The 14752-nt window shown below is 61.6% G+C and carries 18 protein-coding genes; 12 read left to right on the forward strand and 6 right to left on the reverse strand.

Annotated elements, in window-relative coordinates; translation table 11 throughout:
• Positions 1-79 precede the first annotated feature (79 nt).
• The gene (locus tag CO656_RS04780; RefSeq protein ID WP_097524964.1) at positions 80-898 is read left to right on the forward strand and encodes a formyl transferase; all 819 of its coding nucleotides are present in this window, start codon (positions 80-82) and stop codon (positions 896-898) included.
• 14 nt (positions 899-912) lie between these two features.
• Positions 913-1137: a hypothetical protein gene (locus tag CO656_RS04785; protein WP_234819688.1), complete on the forward strand. Its 225-nt coding sequence runs from the start codon at positions 913-915 to the stop codon at positions 1135-1137.
• Here CO656_RS04785 and CO656_RS30720 read toward each other — a convergent pair.
• Positions 1131-1280 (reverse strand): entericidin, encoded by a 150-nt coding sequence (locus CO656_RS30720; protein WP_037423596.1) that lies wholly within the window; start codon positions 1278-1280, stop codon positions 1131-1133. The two genes, CO656_RS04785 and CO656_RS30720, sit on opposite strands and share 7 nt — an antisense overlap.
• A gap of 138 nt (positions 1281-1418) precedes the next feature.
• On the opposite strand from CO656_RS30720, the gene CO656_RS30140 reads away from it, so the two are divergent.
• From CO656_RS30140 to CO656_RS04825, 7 genes are all read left to right on the forward strand, one after another.
• Complete coding sequence (locus CO656_RS30140) at positions 1419-1595, forward strand: hypothetical protein (RefSeq protein WP_086022790.1); 177 nt, start codon at positions 1419-1421, stop codon at positions 1593-1595.
• A 438-nt stretch (positions 1596-2033) separates the two neighbouring features.
• Positions 2034-2336 (forward strand): virulence factor, encoded by a 303-nt coding sequence (locus tag CO656_RS04800; RefSeq protein ID WP_097524965.1) that lies wholly within the window; start codon positions 2034-2036, stop codon positions 2334-2336.
• On the forward strand, positions 2329-2910 hold the full coding sequence (locus CO656_RS04805; RefSeq protein ID WP_037423591.1) for a methylenetetrahydrofolate reductase C-terminal domain-containing protein: 582 nt from the start codon (positions 2329-2331) through the stop codon (positions 2908-2910). The genes CO656_RS04800 and CO656_RS04805 overlap by 8 nt, the downstream gene beginning before the upstream one ends.
• Positions 2907-3998, forward strand: a complete 1092-nt coding sequence (locus CO656_RS04810; protein ID WP_037423588.1) for a methylenetetrahydrofolate reductase — start codon at positions 2907-2909, stop codon at positions 3996-3998. Before CO656_RS04805 ends, CO656_RS04810 begins: the two co-directional genes overlap by 4 nt.
• Positions 3999-4119: 121 nt before the next feature.
• Complete coding sequence (locus CO656_RS04815; protein WP_037423585.1) at positions 4120-5082, forward strand: methyltetrahydrofolate cobalamin methyltransferase; 963 nt, start codon at positions 4120-4122, stop codon at positions 5080-5082.
• 388 nt (positions 5083-5470) lie between these two features.
• Positions 5471-5809, forward strand: coding sequence for a hypothetical protein (locus CO656_RS04820; RefSeq protein WP_037423582.1), 339 nt, complete (start codon positions 5471-5473; stop codon positions 5807-5809).
• A 161-nt stretch (positions 5810-5970) separates the two neighbouring features.
• Positions 5971-8043 (forward strand): ASKHA domain-containing protein, encoded by a 2073-nt coding sequence (locus CO656_RS04825; RefSeq protein ID WP_050988336.1) that lies wholly within the window; start codon positions 5971-5973, stop codon positions 8041-8043.
• A 12-nt stretch (positions 8044-8055) separates the two neighbouring features.
• Here CO656_RS04825 and CO656_RS04830 read toward each other — a convergent pair whose 3' ends face one another.
• The 3 genes from CO656_RS04830 to CO656_RS04840 form a co-directional block, all read right to left on the reverse strand.
• Complete coding sequence (locus CO656_RS04830) at positions 8056-8523, reverse strand: SRPBCC family protein (protein WP_097524966.1); 468 nt, start codon at positions 8521-8523, stop codon at positions 8056-8058.
• A 39-nt stretch (positions 8524-8562) separates the two neighbouring features.
• Entirely contained in the window at positions 8563-8883 is a 321-nt protein-coding gene (locus tag CO656_RS04835) for a metalloregulator ArsR/SmtB family transcription factor (RefSeq protein ID WP_037423576.1), read from the reverse strand.
• A gap of 72 nt (positions 8884-8955) precedes the next feature.
• Complete coding sequence (locus tag CO656_RS04840; RefSeq protein ID WP_037423573.1) at positions 8956-9870, reverse strand: LysR substrate-binding domain-containing protein; 915 nt, start codon at positions 9868-9870, stop codon at positions 8956-8958.
• 131 nt (positions 9871-10001) lie between these two features.
• Here CO656_RS04840 and CO656_RS04845 point away from each other — a divergent pair, with 131 nt between their 5' ends.
• From CO656_RS04845 to CO656_RS04855, 3 genes are all read left to right on the forward strand, one after another.
• Positions 10002-10346 carry a hypothetical protein gene (locus tag CO656_RS04845; protein WP_097525071.1) on the forward strand — a complete coding sequence of 115 codons (345 nt, stop codon included), beginning with the start codon at positions 10002-10004 and terminating at the stop codon, positions 10344-10346.
• Positions 10347-10460: 114 nt separating this feature from the next.
• A complete protein-coding gene (locus CO656_RS04850) occupies positions 10461-10658 on the forward strand; it encodes a hypothetical protein (RefSeq protein WP_037423570.1) in 198 nt (65 codons plus the stop codon).
• 486 nt (positions 10659-11144) lie between these two features.
• Positions 11145-12149, forward strand: a complete 1005-nt coding sequence (locus CO656_RS04855) for a GlxA family transcriptional regulator (RefSeq protein ID WP_012708387.1) — start codon at positions 11145-11147, stop codon at positions 12147-12149.
• A 52-nt stretch (positions 12150-12201) separates the two neighbouring features.
• On the opposite strand, the gene CO656_RS04860 is transcribed toward CO656_RS04855, so the two are convergent.
• Complete coding sequence (locus CO656_RS04860) at positions 12202-13533, reverse strand: diguanylate cyclase (RefSeq protein WP_097524967.1); 1332 nt, start codon at positions 13531-13533, stop codon at positions 12202-12204.
• A gap of 272 nt (positions 13534-13805) precedes the next feature.
• Entirely contained in the window at positions 13806-14639 is an 834-nt protein-coding gene (locus CO656_RS04865) for a response regulator (protein ID WP_097524968.1), read from the reverse strand.
• Positions 14640-14752 lie beyond the last annotated feature (113 nt).

A 14752-nucleotide genomic window follows, 5' to 3' on the forward strand; every position in this document is an offset into this window, starting at 1 on the left:
GCCTGTGTCGGCATATCTGTTTCTGCGCGCCACTGTGTCTGGACGCCGCAGATGATACTCAGACAACCCTTGCCGACCTATGTACCGATCGCAAAGCGCCCTCACGGAAAGTGAAACGTCAACGGCCGCCTCGACCGGCCGGCGCATCGTCGTCGTTACCGCAGGGGGCGACAATCCGAACATCCTGATCAATGCGCTTGCCGCCCGCTTTTCCGACATCGTCGTCCTGCAGGAGCAGCCGGAATCCAAGGCGCTCTTCGTCAGACGGCGGGCTCGGAAGCTCGGATGGGCGACGGCTTTGGGCCAGCTCGCCACGATGATCGCCTCGCGTTTCGGCAAACGGCTCACGCGCCGGCGGGCGGCCGAAATCCTGCGCAGCTACGGCGTGTCTGCCGACAAGCCCCCCTCCATCCCGGTGCACCAGATCGCTTCGATCAACGATGCCGAAGGCCGCGCACGGCTGACGGCGCTTCAGCCCGCCGTCGTCTTTCTCGTCAGTTGCCGGATGCTGAAGCCCGCAACGCTGGCAACAATCCCCTGCCCCGTCCTGAACTTCCATGCGGGCATCAATCCGCAGTATCGCGGACTGATGGGCGGCTACTGGGCGCTCGTCGGCAATGATTTGGAGAATTTCGGCGCGACCGTTCATCTCGTCGATGAGGGCGTCGATACCGGCGGCATTCTTTACCAGTCGCGGCAGATACCAAGCCGCGCCGATACGATCCATACCTATCCGCTGCTCCAGACAGCCGCCTCGACCGACATTGCGATCAGGGCGGTCGAGGACGCGCTCGCCGGATACCTCCGACCCTTCGATATCGCCGCTCCGTCGCGGCAATGGTATCATCCGCCGGTCTGGGCTTGGCTTTGGAATGGCCTGCGACGCGGGATCTGGTAAACGAGAGGAATCCGATGCAACAGGACCGCTACGAACTCATCCTCGACCCAACCGACCATTGGACCGTGTGGGACAACCTGACCGGTGTCCCGGCGGTATTTGCGGACCAGCTACTAGCCGGGTTCACCGAGGCTGAAGCGGAAGCAGCTCTCAGGGTGCTCATCGCAGTCGGGCGCAAGCCCCGACCGCAGCCGAGGATGCGGCGTAGTCGCCGGATGGCGAAGGCGCTGTCCTACTGAGCAGCCCCCAGGACGCGCTTGGTAGCACTATCCACAGCGTGGCCGGTCTGGGTGCTATCCTGCCTGAATCCGCGCGCCGTGTTCGCGCAGGAAGAAAGCGCGAGAAGCGCGAGGCACAACATTGCGATCACTGTTCTTGACATCAGGACTCTCCGGGGCATCTGCACATTCGATGGAAATGACGCGCTTTTGTACGAAATCAAGCGCACGCATGCACTTGCCTCCAACAGTCGACGGGAAGAACATGGCTGCGCAGTTCCAATCCGTGATTGGAGAAGAAAATGCCGCACGGACCATCGATACTCATCGCCTTGATCGCACTTTTGGCGATCGCCGGGTGCGTCAGCAACCAGACGAGCCAGCAGAACGCCGCCCCTCCTCCACCAAGTTCAACCGGCGCCTCCGGCGGTGGCGGCATGGGCGGCGGCAGCCAGGGCAGCGGAAGCTCCGGCTATTGAGGCCGTAGCCGAGGAGCCCGGTTTGGCGCGATCGCACGGTTGCGGCCAAGGTGTTTGCCAGGACCCTGCTTCCGCGTTCCGAATGCCAAGGGCCGCGTCAAGATACCCGCGGTGCATTCCGCTCTTCATGCGAACCGGGGGAGCGTCGTTTTTTGACATATCCGACGTCGTGCCAAGGTAAGCCACGGCGCATAGACATGCGCATTGTCGGCATAACAGCACCGCTCGTCAGAACAGACGCGCAAAGAACGCTGCAACACTTTGACTCGGCGTAGAAGCCTGTCCGAAGACCGATTTCGGCCTTCGGCATCATGCGCTCTGCATGTTCCTTGGATCGCGATCGACGTAAGGATAAAAACATGCAGCAATTCAAAGGGCTACAGCGACCTCTGCGCGTCTGACAAGAGGCGCGGGGCTGTGGAGGAGAACAGGAATCCCATGGCAGACCGCATCATCGTCTACTGGCGCGATATCCCCGCCCAGGTCATCATCAAACAGGGCCGCAAGAGTGCCAAGCGAGAGCTTTCGCTGCGCTTCACCGAGGCGATCGACATGTGCGCCATGCGGACCGGCGCTGCCGAGACCGACGACTACCTGGCCGAATGGCGCAAGGCCGATCCGATCCCGGTTTCAGACGATCTCGAGGCGGAGGCCGACAAGGCAGCAGCCGAACTGGAGGCCGCCTACGACAGGGAGCGGCTCGTTGCACTCGTCAAAGCCGGAGGGCGGGACAATGCCTGACCCCAAGGTCGTCACCGGCAACGCCGAATCCGCCAAGAAGGCGGCCACGGGCGCCTATACGCCGACAAATGTCTCGCCGAGCCGCCGCTCGCGCCACAAATACACGGTCCGGCTCTGGGCGGTCCGCCATTCGCGCTTTCTCGAATGGTTCTACAACCGCTTTGCCGACATGTTCCTGATGCTCCATCCGCTCTGGAACGCCATCGGCTACAACCGCGTCGAGCGGCCGGTGACCTTCGTCGAACGCCACGTCAAGGGTTTCCTCTTCGACTGTCGCATGTGCGGCCAGTGCGCGCTGTCCTCGACCGGCATGTCCTGCCCGATGAACTGTCCGAAGCAGCTCCGCAACGGCCCCTGCGGCGGCGTCCGTGCCAACGGCAACTGCGAGGTCGAACCGGATATGCCCTGTGTCTGGGTGCAAGCGTGGAAGGGTTCGCAGAACATGGTGAAGGGCAACGCGATCATGAATGTCCAGAAACCGGTCAACCAATCGCTGCGAGAAACCTCGTCGTGGTTGCGGGTGACGGCCGAGGCCGCGGCTCTCGAAGAGGCGAAGAAGGAAGGCCAGAGATGAGCCCGGATATCAACCCCTTCGACCCCGGTGCGCCGCTCGACCCCCTGCCCGGCCATTCTTCGCGCGGCCGGCTGGAGCGGGTGCTGCGCCGCGGCGAATTTGCCGTCACGGCCGAGCTTAATCCGCCAGACAGCGCCAATCCCCAGGACGTCTACGAACGGGCAGCGATCTTCGACGGCTGGGTGGACGGCATCAACGCCGTCGACGCCTCGGGCGCCAACTGCCACATGTCGTCGGTCGGTATTTGTGCGCTGCTGACGCGCATGGGCTATGCGCCGATCATGCAGATCGCCTGCCGCGACAAGAACCGCATCGCCATCCAGGGCGACGTGCTCGGCGCCTCGGCCATGGGCGTGCAGAACATCATGTGCCTGACAGGCGACGGTGTGCAGGCCGGCGACCAGCCGGGTGCCAAGCCCGTCTTCGACCTCGACTGCATGTCGCTGCTCGAGACCGTCAGGATCATGCGCGACAATTCGAAATTCCTCTCCGGCCGCAAGCTGACGACGCCGCCGCAGGTTTTCCTCGGCGCCGCGATCAACCCCTTTGCGCCGCCTTACGATTTCCGGCCCTACCGGCTGGCAAAGAAGATCGAAGCGGGCGCCCAATTCGTCCAGAGCCAGTACTGCTTCGACGTGCCGATGTTCCGCGAGTACATGAAGAAGGTGCGCGACCTCGGCCTGCACGAGAAATGCTTCATCCTCGTCGGCGTCGGCCCGATGGCCTCGGCCAAGACCGCACGCTGGATCCGCTCCAACGTGCCGGGCATCCATATTCCCGATTCGATCATCACGCGCCTTGAAGGCGCCCAGGACCAGAAGAAGGAAGGCAAGCAGCTCTGCATCGACATCATCAACGAGGTGAAGGAGATCGAGGGCGTTTCGGGCGTGCACGTGATGGCCTATCGCCAGGAGGAATATGTGGCGGAGATCGTCCACGAGTCCGGCGTCCTGAAGGGTCGCAAGCCATGGAAACACGAAGCGACGCCGACGGAAACGCTTGTGGCGGAGCGGCTCGAGCATCTTCGCGGGGGCATCGAGGAAAACCAGCAGCAGATGGCGGAGGCCGCCGCACACCATCCGCATTGAGAACAGGGCCGCGGCCAGCGGCTTTAACAGAGGAAAACCGGCGCTTCGGCTCGTCCCGCGCCTGACAAACACGAATGGGGTCTATTACATAGCCCCAGGCTCCAGGATCAGAGGATCTTATATGACCCGCACCATCGTCGCTTCCGCCACCCGCGAGATCGTCATCGGCTTCGACCAGCCCTTCTGCGTCATCGGCGAGCGCATCAATCCGACCGGCCGCAAGAAGCTCGCCGCCGAAATGATCGAGGGCAACTTCGAGACGGTCATCAAGGACGCGCTGGAGCAGGTTGCCGCGGGTGCGACCATGCTCGACGTCAATGCGGGCGTGACAGCTGTCAACCCGAACGAGACCGAACCGCCGCTGCTCGTCAAGACGCTGGAAATCGTCCAGGGCCTCGTCGATGTACCGCTGTCGATCGACAGCTCGGTAACGGCGGCGATCGAAGCCGGCCTGCGCGTTGCCAAGGGCCGCCCGCTCGTCAACTCGGTCACCGGCGAAGAGGAAAAGCTGGAAGCGATCCTTCCGCTCGTTAAGAAGTACGACGTTCCGGTTGTCGCGATCTCAAATGACGAGACCGGCATTTCCATGGATCCCGACGTCCGCTTTGCTGTCGCCAAGAAGATCGTCGAGCGCGCCATGGATCACGGCATCAAGCCGCACGACATCGTCGTCGATCCGCTCGTCATGCCGATCGGCGCCCTGGGCGATGCTGGCCGGCAGGTCTTCGCGCTGCTCCGCCGCCTGCGTGAAGAGCTCAAGGTCAACACCACCTGCGGCCTTTCCAACATCTCCTTCGGCCTGCCGCATCGCCACGGCATCAATGCCGGCTTCATTCCGATGGTAATCGGTGCCGGCATGACGTCGGCAATCATGAACCCCTGCCGCCCGCAGGAAATGGAAGCGGTGCGCGCCGCGAACGTCTTGAACGGTACCGACGCGAACTGCACCAACTGGATCATGACCTATCGCGACCACAAGCCGGCCGAAGGCGGACATGTGGCGGCCGCCGCGGCACCGGCTGCCGGCGGTGGACGTCGTGGCGGACGTGCGGCGCGGGCTGGCGCCGCAGCGGTGCGAGAGTAATATCCTGCTTCGACGCTGCACTGCCTATCAAGGGGAATTGCCTGGAGGAACCATCTTCGGTTCCTTGCGGTTTTCATCCCCTTGATCCTCTTCGCCAGATACATGCTGTTTGAGGATGCGGACGAGTTTCGAAGGTTCTACGGTGCACTCTGGAACTATGTTCTGCCGCTTGTGTTTCTAAACTTCGCGGTGCTTGCCGTTGTATTTGGCTTGGCTTTTACGAATAGAATCAATCTGCGATCTTAAGAACGGGTCATAAACCTGTGCTTTTGAGGTGGTTCGATGTTGTTGGCCACGGCAGTCGCCTATGCATTCGCAGTCGTGAAGCTAACTGTGGCACCATAGCGAAATCCGGAACTCGCATCCGGCCGAAGAGTGGAGATAACCAATGACACCGCGCCGCCTCCGCTTGGACACTGCCACGCTTTGGTTCGATGCTCCATTCGTCATCGCGCTTCGGCTGCAGCAGATGCAGCTTGCGGCAATGACCGGAAAGACGCACGACGTAGCCGAGCTCCAACGCATGGTTTCCGAAAAGGTCGCAGCGGCGGCCGAGAGCGGGATGGCCGTGAACCTGGCCCTCTGGAAGGCCGCTCTCGACAGCACGATGCGGCTGATGACCGGCAGCGGTTCCCACCATGGGACGGCTATTGCCGCGGCCGCCCTCAAGCCCTATGGCAAGCGGGTGCGCAGCAATGCCCGGCGGCTATCGCGCAGGAAACCGTAACCGTCCCGTTCGCCAGCGCACGGCAACCCTCCTGAAATGTGCTGACAGATCTTTTCATGTCGGGATCTGACAACTATCAGGCGTCATTCCGGTGCAGTCTGAAGCGGTCTACCCGCGCTTCGCTCCCCGGTTGAAGCGGACCTGACGAGAGACCGACCAGCATGCGCATCGAAAGCACTTCCGAAATCGAGACCAATATGACCGAAGCCGCGCAGAAGGATCCTCTGGTGCTTTTCATGCCTTCGGGCAAGCGCGGCCGCTTCCCGGTCGGCACCCCAGTGCTCGATGCTGCGCGCAAGCTTGGCGTTTATGTCGAAAGCGTCTGCGGCGGCCGCGCCACCTGCGGACGCTGTCAGGTGTCCGTGCAGGAAGGCAATTTCGCCAAGCACAAGATCGTTTCCTCGAACGAACACCTCTCCCCGATCGGCCCCAAGGAGCAGCGCTACGCCACGGTGCGCGAACTGCCCGATGGTCGTCGCCTCTCCTGCTCGGCGCAGATCCTCGGCGATCTCGTCATCGACGTGCCGCAGGACACCGTCATCAATGCCCAGGTGGTGCGCAAGGCCGCAACCGACCGGTTGATCGAGCGCAATGCCGCCGTCCAGCTCTGCTATGTCGAAGTGGACGAGCCGGACATGCACAAGCCGCTCGGCGATCTCGACCGGATGAAGGCGGTTCTGGAGAAAGACTGGGGCTGGAAGGATCTGCTGATCGCGCCGCACCTGATCCCGCAGGTTCAGGGCATCCTGCGCAAGGGCAACTGGGCGGTGACCGCCGCGATCCATCGGGACATGGATTCCTCCCGCCCCTTCATCGTCGGCCTTTGGCCGGGATTGAAGAACGAGGCCTATGGAATAGCCTGCGACATCGGCTCGACGACGATCGCCATGCACCTGGTGTCGCTGCTCTCCGGCCGAATCGTTGCCTCTTCGGGCGCATCGAACCCGCAGATCCGCTTCGGCGAGGATCTGATGAGCCGCGTCTCCTATGTGATGATGAACCCGGATGGCCGCGAGGCGATGACCAAGGCCGTGCGGGAAGCGGTGAACGGGCTGATCGGCAAGGTCTGCAGCGAAGGCGGCGTCGATCGGCACGACATCCTCGACATGGTGGTCGTCGGCAACCCGATCATGCATCACCTTTTCCTCGGCATTGACCCGACGGAACTCGGCCAAGCGCCCTTCGCACTCGCGGTTTCTGGCGCGCTGCAATATTGGGCGCATGAGATCGACATCGAGGTCAATCGCGGCGCGAGGCTCTATATGCTCCCCTGCATCGCCGGACATGTCGGGGCGGATGCGGCCGGCGCGACGCTTTCGGAGGGTCCGCATCGCCAGGACAAGATGATGCTGCTCGTCGATGTCGGTACCAATGCCGAAATCGTCCTCGGCAACCGCGCCCGCGTCGTCGCCGCCTCCTCGCCGACGGGCCCGGCGTTCGAGGGAGCTGAAATTTCCTCCGGCCAACGCGCCGCACCCGGCGCGATCGAGCGCGTCCGCATCGACCCGGAGACACTCGAGCCACGCTTCCGCGTCATCGGTGTTGACAAGTGGTCGGACGAGGAGGGCTTCGGCGAGGCCGCCGCAGCGGTGGGCGTTACCGGGATCTGCGGCTCGGCGATCATCGAGGTGGTCGCTGAAATGTATCTCACCGGCATCATCTCGCAGGACGGCGTCGTCGACGGTGCGATGGCTGCTAAAAGCTCGCGTATCGTTCCGAACGGCCGCACCTTCTCCTACCTGCTGCATGACGGCGAACCGCGCATCACCGTGACGCAGAACGACATCCGAGCGATCCAACTCGCCAAGGCTGCGCTCTATGCCGGCATCAAGCTCTTGATGGAAAAGCAGGGCGTCGAGCATGTCGACACGATCCGCTTTGCCGGCGCCTTCGGCTCCTTCATCGATCCGAAATACGCCATGGTGCTCGGCCTGATCCCGGATTGCGACCTCGCCGAGGTGAAGGCAGTCGGAAATGCCGCCGGCACCGGCGCCCTTATGGCCCTCCTCAACCGCGGTCACCGCCGCGAGATCGAGGAAACCGTGAGAAAGATCGAGAAGATAGAAACGGCTCTTGAATCGAAATTTCAGGAGCACTTCGTCAACGCCATGGCGATGCCGAACAAGGTCGACGCCTTTCCGAAGCTCTCCGAGGTCGTGGCGCTACCGGAGCGCAAGGCGCTGGCCGATGACGGCGAAGGCGGTGGGCGCAGAAGGCGCAGGAGCCGGGAGTAGCTGCAGAGCCGCTTATGCCACCTTCGCGGCAAACGACGCCAGCAACCCACCCCATCCTTTTGCAGAGTCGAGCACGCCGCGCAGATCCTCGGCCTTAACGCCATAATTGCCAAGATCGCGGTGCTCCAGCGTGACGATCGTCTCGCCTTCGCCCTTCGCCTCGAACCAGACTTCGACTTCCGTCTGGAATTTCGGCTCGAAGTCGAAATCGGCGTTGAGCTGCCAAGCGAGAAGAATGCGGTGCGGCGGATCGCAGGTGATGACGCGGCCCCATTCGCGCTCCTCGCCGGCATTCCCGACTTCGTACCATCTGCCGCCCGCTCTGGCCTCGACGATCACCGTCTTCTGTCCGGACTCCGTCAGGCTGTGCTCTTTGATCCACCAGCCACCCATGCCGTTCACGAAGAACTCGAAGGCCTTCTGCGGAGACGTGCGGACGGCAACCGATTTGCGGACCGGGACCGGTTCGATCCTGTGCATGAGGTTTCTCCCGGTTGTGTGCCTCTTTTAGATAGTCGTTCAGTCTTTATCCTGATCGGCCGCCGCTTCGACATTGGATTTGAAGGCGGCGAGTTGGTCAGTCCAGAAGCGGTCCAGCCACTGCCGCAAGGGTCCCAACCCAACGGGATCGATGGAGTAGATCCGCCGCGCCCCCGCGGGTTCCTCACGAATGAGCCGTGCTTCCTTCAAGACCTTCAGGTGCTGCGAGATCGCCGGTTGCGATACGGGCATGGTGCGCGACAGTTCGGAAACGGACTGCCCACGCGCTGCAAGGCGCTCGAAAATCGCCCTTCGTGTCGGATCGGCCAGCGCAGCAAAGACTCTAGCTTCATAAGTCATGGCTTATTATAAGCTGCTACTTATGTCCGTCAAGCCAGGACGAGGCCTCGTCGCAGGCCGCAAGAGCCTCGGCTAAACGGCCTCGGCCATCCTGCCCGTATGCAGTTGGAGTTCGGCGAAAGCCTCACGGACGTGTTCGGCAACCGCCAGTACCGGTGCCGGTGCATCCTCAACCACCTTCAGCCCGATATCGTAATGGCCGAGATCGGGCAGCCCGTCTCGCTCGCCGAGCTGCACCATCTCCCCTTGGACTAGATAGCGCGGCAGCGGCGCGATCGCGAGGCCGGCGCGCACCGCAGCACGTTGTCCCGTCGTATAGGCGCTCAGGAACGCCACGCGGAATTTGCGCCCGGCCCGCGACAGCTTCTCGACCGCATCGGCGCGCCATACGCATCCGTCCTCCCACATCGACACCGGCAGGGGATCGCGCAGATGCGCGTTGCCGCACTTGGCCCCGGCCCAAACCAGCTTTTCCTGCATCAGGATTTCGCCGTCCTTGGACGCCTCGTCGGAAAGGCTGTTATAAATGGCAATGTCGAGCCGGTGCTCGTCGACCCGCTTGCGCATGGCGTTGCTCATCCCGATCGACACGTCGACCGTGACATTCGGGTAGGTCTCGGCAAAACGCTTCAGCACATCCGGAAGGATGCGCTCGCCCACATCTTCCGGCGCGCCGACGCGGACGACGCCGTTCATGTCGGGCAGCAGGAAGCGAGACACGGTCTCGTTGTTGAGCGACAGGAGCCGGCGGGCGAAGCCGAGCAGCAACTCGCCCTTCGGCGTCAATGAGACAGACCGCGCGTCGCGCAGGAAAAGCGTGCAGCCCAGCGTCTCTTCGAGCTTCTTGATCTGCATCGAGACCGCGGAGGGTGTGCGGTACACGGCTTCGGCCGCAGTCGTGAAATTGCCGGTTTCGGCAATGGCGACGAAGGTCTTCAACACATCCATTTCGAGAAGCGGAAGCGCGTGGCGCAGGATCATGTTCATGGCGGCCTCCTCATTCAGAAAAACTGAAAGATAGCTTAACTCCATTTCGTTTGATTGAATATTACATCGGGGCGATAGTCAAGCTCGCAAGGAAGCGGGGAAGCACCCGCAAAACACAAAGGAGCAAGGTCATGACCGCCCTATCTTTGGCGATCGACAACGTCGCCGCAACCGCACGACGGATCAGTGGCACTCCTTCATTCGGGAAGGACCCGATCGGCGGATCTGCGCCGCAACACAATCACGTCGTCCGGCATGCAGGCGACGACGGCGATCTCGTTCTCGCAATGCTGTCGCGAGCCCAGGTCTTCATCGAGCGGATCGCGGAGAGAAGGCGCGCGACCAAGCTCGCCAGAAACCGAGTGGAAACCCGGCGCCAATTGGCGAAACTGCCGGCAAGGGTCAGAAATGACCTGTTACAAGCGGAACAGAAGGTGATCAGGAGCCCTGATACAAGCTGTTACGTGCAGCAGTAAGAGATCACCATGTTTGATGGAAAACATCAAACATATTCGTTTGATTGATCAATCAGGTTGCGCCATAACCAAGACATGGTCGCGACCTTTTGAGAAGCTCAGAAGGAACCAGCAATGTCTATGAACCAACATTCTTCATCGTCGAGCCAGAGCCTTGCGGCTTTGCCCGGTCTTTTCAGCCTGCGCGCCCGCGCCTGGGCCGCCTGGAAGCGGCACCGTAACGAGCGCATCTTGGAGAACCTCTCCTACGACACGCTGAAGGATATCGGCTTCCCTTCCGTCGACGACGCGGTGCACAAGACGGAACAATGAACAGCGACACGACCTGTCGAAAGCCCCGCGCCTGGCAGGGGCTGATGAAATGAAGAAGGGCATTCCCGACCGGAGTGCCCTTCTTGCGTTGCGCCACCTTCCGAGGCAATCCGATCATGCTGGATCGGAGGTGTGGTCCCGCACATGACCCTCGCTAAGGCAGCCCCGGCTCGGCTCTTGTCAGATACCGACATCGTCTCCCCCTCCCCGAGAAAGTCGTAATTTACAAAATGTGCAACCAACGTCATGAGCGGTACACATCGGACGCTTGGCGGCGTTTCTTGTCGAAATGCGTCACTTCAGCCAAGACGTCTGTCGCTTTCGTGCAATCAGCAACTCCTCCCGCCTGAGAAGAGCCCGCGGCTCGATGTCGCAATGCGAAATTTCTTCCCGGTCGCGGCTTTCCATGCCAATGTCGTAAACAGACAAGCCGGATGACATATTACAAGCGACGAATAGACACCCTCGTCCAGCATGGGAAGCCTCATGAACAAGCCTCTGACCAAAAAGCGCTCGCTCGTCTTCTTTCTGGTGCCGAACTTTTCAATGCTGCCCTTCTCCGCGGCGATAGAAACGCTTCGCATCGCCAACCGCATGCTCGGCTACGAGGCTTACACCTGGCGCCTCGCCTCAACCGACGGTCAGAAGGTCTTTTCCTCGGCCGGCATTGCCCTCGAGGTCAACACCTCGCTTGCGGACGAGCGCAAGTTCCTGGCAGGCGAAAACCGCCCTTCCATGGTGCTTGTCTGTTCGGGCGTCTATGTCGAGGAGTTCCAGAACAAATCGGTCAATGCCTGGCTGCGCGAGGTCTACAATCGCGGCATCGCCGTCGGCAGCCTCTGTACGGGCGCCCATGTGCTGGCCTCCGCGGGCCTGCTCACGGGCAAGCGCTGCGCCATCCACTGGGAAAACTTGCCCGGCTTTTCCGAGAGCTTCCCGCAGGCGGAGGTATATGCCGACCTGTACGAGATCGACAGCAACATCTACACCTGCGCGGGCGGCACCGCTTCGCTTGACATGATGCTGAACCTGATCGACCAGGATTTTGGCGAAAGCCTCGTCAACCGGGTCTGCGAGCAGGCCTTGACCGATCGCGTGCGCGGTCCGCATGACCGCCAGCGGCTTCCACTGCGCGCCCGCCTGGGGGTCCAGAACGCCAAGGTCCTCTCGATCATCGAACTGATGGAAGCGAACCTCTCAGAGCCGCTCTCGCTCCTCGAAATCGCCGAAAGCGCCGACCTGTCGCGCCGCCAAATCGAGCGGCTGTTCCGACAGGAGATGGGCCGCTCGCCGGCGCGCTATTACCTGGAGATTCGCCTTGACCGCGCCCGGCATCTGCTGATCCAGTCGTCGATGCCGGTGGTCGAGGTGGCCGTCGCCTGCGGTTTCGTGTCCGCCTCGCACTTCTCCAAGTGTTATCGCGAACTTTACAACCGCTCGCCGCAACAGGAGCGCGCCGAGCGCAAGCTGACGCTGCAGATGGCGCGCTGAGGCCGACTGAAGCAAGGCATCGCAGGCGGACCGCGAGCCGGCCCGTCAACCCTCACGACGCCAGCGCATCGAGCAGCGTCAGCTCGGAAATGACGCGGTTTCGCCCGGCGTGTTTCGCCATATAGAGAAACTGGTCGGCGGCGTGCAGGTAGTTCTCGAAGGCTTCCGGCGCCTCGATCGTCGCAAGACCGATCGAGACGGTGATCGCCAGCTCCTCATCGTCGGCGACGATCTTCGTCTTCGCCAGTTCCGCCCGCAGTTTTTCACAAAAGGCGAATGCGTCGCGCACGCCGAGGCCATCGAACAGGATGCCGAACTCCTCGCCGCCGAGCCGCGCCAGGAGATGCTCCTCTCCAACGAGAGTCTTTAATTGCCGGGCGACATGCTTCAATACGAGATCGCCGATCTCGTGGCCGTAGGTGTCGTTCAAGCGCTTGAAATGGTCGATGTCGAGGACGGCGATCGAGGTCCCTTCGCCGCGTCGTAAATATTGATCAACCAGGCGCGGGCCGGTCATGAAGAAATGGCGGCGGTTGAAGATTCCCGTCAGGTAGTCGCTGGCCGCTGCGAGTTTCAGGGCCTGAATGCGCTTCTGAAGCATGGCTGCGTGCCGAACGCGGCCGCTGAACTCAGCCTCGAGGAAAGGCTTGCGGATGAAATCCGCGCCGCCGGCCTCGAAGAAGCGCGCAGCGAGTCGTGCATCGCCCTGTTCCGAGAGACCGATGATCGGTACGGCATCCTCGCCCTGGCGCTTGCGCACTTCTTCAAGCAGGGCGAGACCGGCAAGGTCGGCAAGACCCGTATCGGTGACGACCACGTCGACTGCCCCGCCCTGGTCCAGGACCTGCAATGCTTCCCACGCTTCCGACGTCTCGATCACCGCAAATAGCCCCCGCCGCAGGACGCCGGCCATCTGCTCCCGTGAGGCCGCACAGGAATCCACCAGCAGCACATTGGTTCGCCCCTTGGTGAGGACCCGGTCGACCGCGGCGATCAGCCGCTCGATCGACTCTGGCTCGTTCTTGACAATGCAATCGGCAACGCCCCGGTTGAGGATCTGATCGCGGGTGCTGTCGTTGAAGGCGGCGGTGAAGACGATTGCCGGGACATTGTTCGCCAGAATGAAGTCCAAGGCCTCGCAATTCGGGGCGTCGGGCAGGTTGAGATCGAGGACCGCGAGCGAAAACACCCACTCCTCCGCCGCAGCAACCTCGGCCTTCACCGCGGCGAGCGAGGCGCAATGGGCGACATTTATTCCGTGCGTAAGCTCCAGCCCGTGTTTGAGAGCGGCCGCGAACATCCGTGAATCCTCGACGAGCAGCAGACGCTTGTCGCGGTGCTTCTGAATATGGTTCGCCCGTCCCGACGCGCGGCGCAATCTCACGACCCCTGCAACCCCATCCCCTGCGGCAGCTCGTCCCCGGTCGCAGCGACGCCAAGGTTTTGCCTCTGCGCGATCCGATCCGTGCGGCGGAGCCCCGTGACCCAATATGCAATTGCGCCGATTCACACCGTCACCGAAGCCCCCGGTGAGATGCGCCTATCTGGGAATCCCCAGTTCATCTGCCGCGATTGAACGGGCTGCCGGTTGCAATTTCGTTAACGCAGCAACCACCAGCATGGAATTTCAACTGCTTGCTTGAAAATTCGCGAGCGTCAGGCGGGAATTTTCACCCTTTCGCTCAAAGTCTTGATTTTCGTCAAAGTGTCGAGGTTCTGGTTGACGCGGCAATAGAACTCCTCGTTGACGAAGGGACGCACGACGAAATCATTGCCGCCAGCCTTGAGGAAGCGCGCGGAAAGCAAGCGGTTGGTCGACGATGAGACGCCGATGATGCGCAACTGATGCGGTCCGTGGGCCGAGCGGATCCGGCGCGTCAGCTCGAAGCCGTCGATATCCGGCATGTTGTAATCGGTGATGACCAGCGCAATATCCGGATTGTTCTTCAGGATCTCAAGCGCCGCCGCACCGCTTTCGGCCGAGCTGGTGCGAAAATTGTAGCGCTTCAGCTGCGTTGTCAGCAGCGCCCGAGCGGTCGGGCTGTCGTCGACGATCAGCACGTGATGCTTCTGGTTGGTGAGGAACCGGCAGACCGATTCCGCCAGCATGTCGACAGCAAAGACGCTGTCCTTGATCACATAGTCGACGATGTCCTTGGCGAGAATCGCCTCACGCGTCTTCTCCTGAAAGGAACCGGTGAAGACGACCGTCGGCACGCTCATGTCGATCAGATAGTTGAGCGCCTCGCCGTTCTCCGCACCCGGCAGGTTGATGTTCGAAATGGCAAGCGAGGCCGGAAAGGACGCATTCTCCACGGCAAACTGCAAATCCTCGTAGTCGCGGCAGACGATCACGTCGATATCGAACAACTCCTTCAGTCGTTTCGAAACCATCGATGAGAACAGGTTGGAGTCCTCGGCAAGCACAATGCGGTGCTCGCCAAGGGATTCGCCGGAATAATACATTCCGGAAACGCCGAAGAATGACATTGATCGCCTATGTGAAAGAGTGTCCCCGAAAGCATCGTAAGGGAAGAGACTTTATCGGGTGTTAATGGGAGGAATCGCGGGGTGAAGCGCCGCAGTAAAGCTTGCGAATGGAT

The sequence above is a fragment of the Sinorhizobium sp. FG01 genome (assembly GCF_002531875.1).
Lineage (GTDB): Bacteria > Pseudomonadota > Alphaproteobacteria > Rhizobiales > Rhizobiaceae > Sinorhizobium > Sinorhizobium fredii_C.

What these genes read in the sequence shown, in the direction of transcription:
- CO656_RS04780 (WP_097524964.1), top strand. Translation starts at nt 80, where the DNA reads ATGTACCGATCGCAAAGCGCCCTCACGGAAAGTGAAACGTCAACGGCC.
- CO656_RS04785 (WP_234819688.1), top strand. Translation starts at nt 913, where the DNA reads ATGCAACAGGACCGCTACGAACTCATCCTCGACCCAACCGACCATTGG.
- CO656_RS30720 (WP_037423596.1), bottom strand. Translation starts at nt 1,280, where the DNA reads ATGTCAAGAACAGTGATCGCAATGTTGTGCCTCGCGCTTCTCGCGCTT.
- CO656_RS30140 (WP_086022790.1), top strand. Translation starts at nt 1,419, where the DNA reads ATGCCGCACGGACCATCGATACTCATCGCCTTGATCGCACTTTTGGCG.
- CO656_RS04800 (WP_097524965.1), top strand. Translation starts at nt 2,034, where the DNA reads ATGGCAGACCGCATCATCGTCTACTGGCGCGATATCCCCGCCCAGGTC.
- CO656_RS04805 (WP_037423591.1), top strand. Translation starts at nt 2,329, where the DNA reads ATGCCTGACCCCAAGGTCGTCACCGGCAACGCCGAATCCGCCAAGAAG.
- CO656_RS04810 (WP_037423588.1), top strand. Translation starts at nt 2,907, where the DNA reads ATGAGCCCGGATATCAACCCCTTCGACCCCGGTGCGCCGCTCGACCCC.
- CO656_RS04815 (WP_037423585.1), top strand. Translation starts at nt 4,120, where the DNA reads ATGACCCGCACCATCGTCGCTTCCGCCACCCGCGAGATCGTCATCGGC.
- CO656_RS04820 (WP_037423582.1), top strand. Translation starts at nt 5,471, where the DNA reads ATGACACCGCGCCGCCTCCGCTTGGACACTGCCACGCTTTGGTTCGAT.
- CO656_RS04825 (WP_050988336.1), top strand. Translation starts at nt 5,971, where the DNA reads ATGCGCATCGAAAGCACTTCCGAAATCGAGACCAATATGACCGAAGCC.
- CO656_RS04830 (WP_097524966.1), bottom strand. Translation starts at nt 8,523, where the DNA reads ATGCACAGGATCGAACCGGTCCCGGTCCGCAAATCGGTTGCCGTCCGC.
- CO656_RS04835 (WP_037423576.1), bottom strand. Translation starts at nt 8,883, where the DNA reads ATGACTTATGAAGCTAGAGTCTTTGCTGCGCTGGCCGATCCGACACGA.
- CO656_RS04840 (WP_037423573.1), bottom strand. Translation starts at nt 9,870, where the DNA reads ATGAACATGATCCTGCGCCACGCGCTTCCGCTTCTCGAAATGGATGTG.
- CO656_RS04845 (WP_097525071.1), top strand. Translation starts at nt 10,002, where the DNA reads ATGACCGCCCTATCTTTGGCGATCGACAACGTCGCCGCAACCGCACGA.
- CO656_RS04850 (WP_037423570.1), top strand. Translation starts at nt 10,461, where the DNA reads ATGTCTATGAACCAACATTCTTCATCGTCGAGCCAGAGCCTTGCGGCT.
- CO656_RS04855 (WP_012708387.1), top strand. Translation starts at nt 11,145, where the DNA reads ATGAACAAGCCTCTGACCAAAAAGCGCTCGCTCGTCTTCTTTCTGGTG.
- CO656_RS04865 (WP_097524968.1), bottom strand. Translation starts at nt 14,639, where the DNA reads ATGTCATTCTTCGGCGTTTCCGGAATGTATTATTCCGGCGAATCCCTT.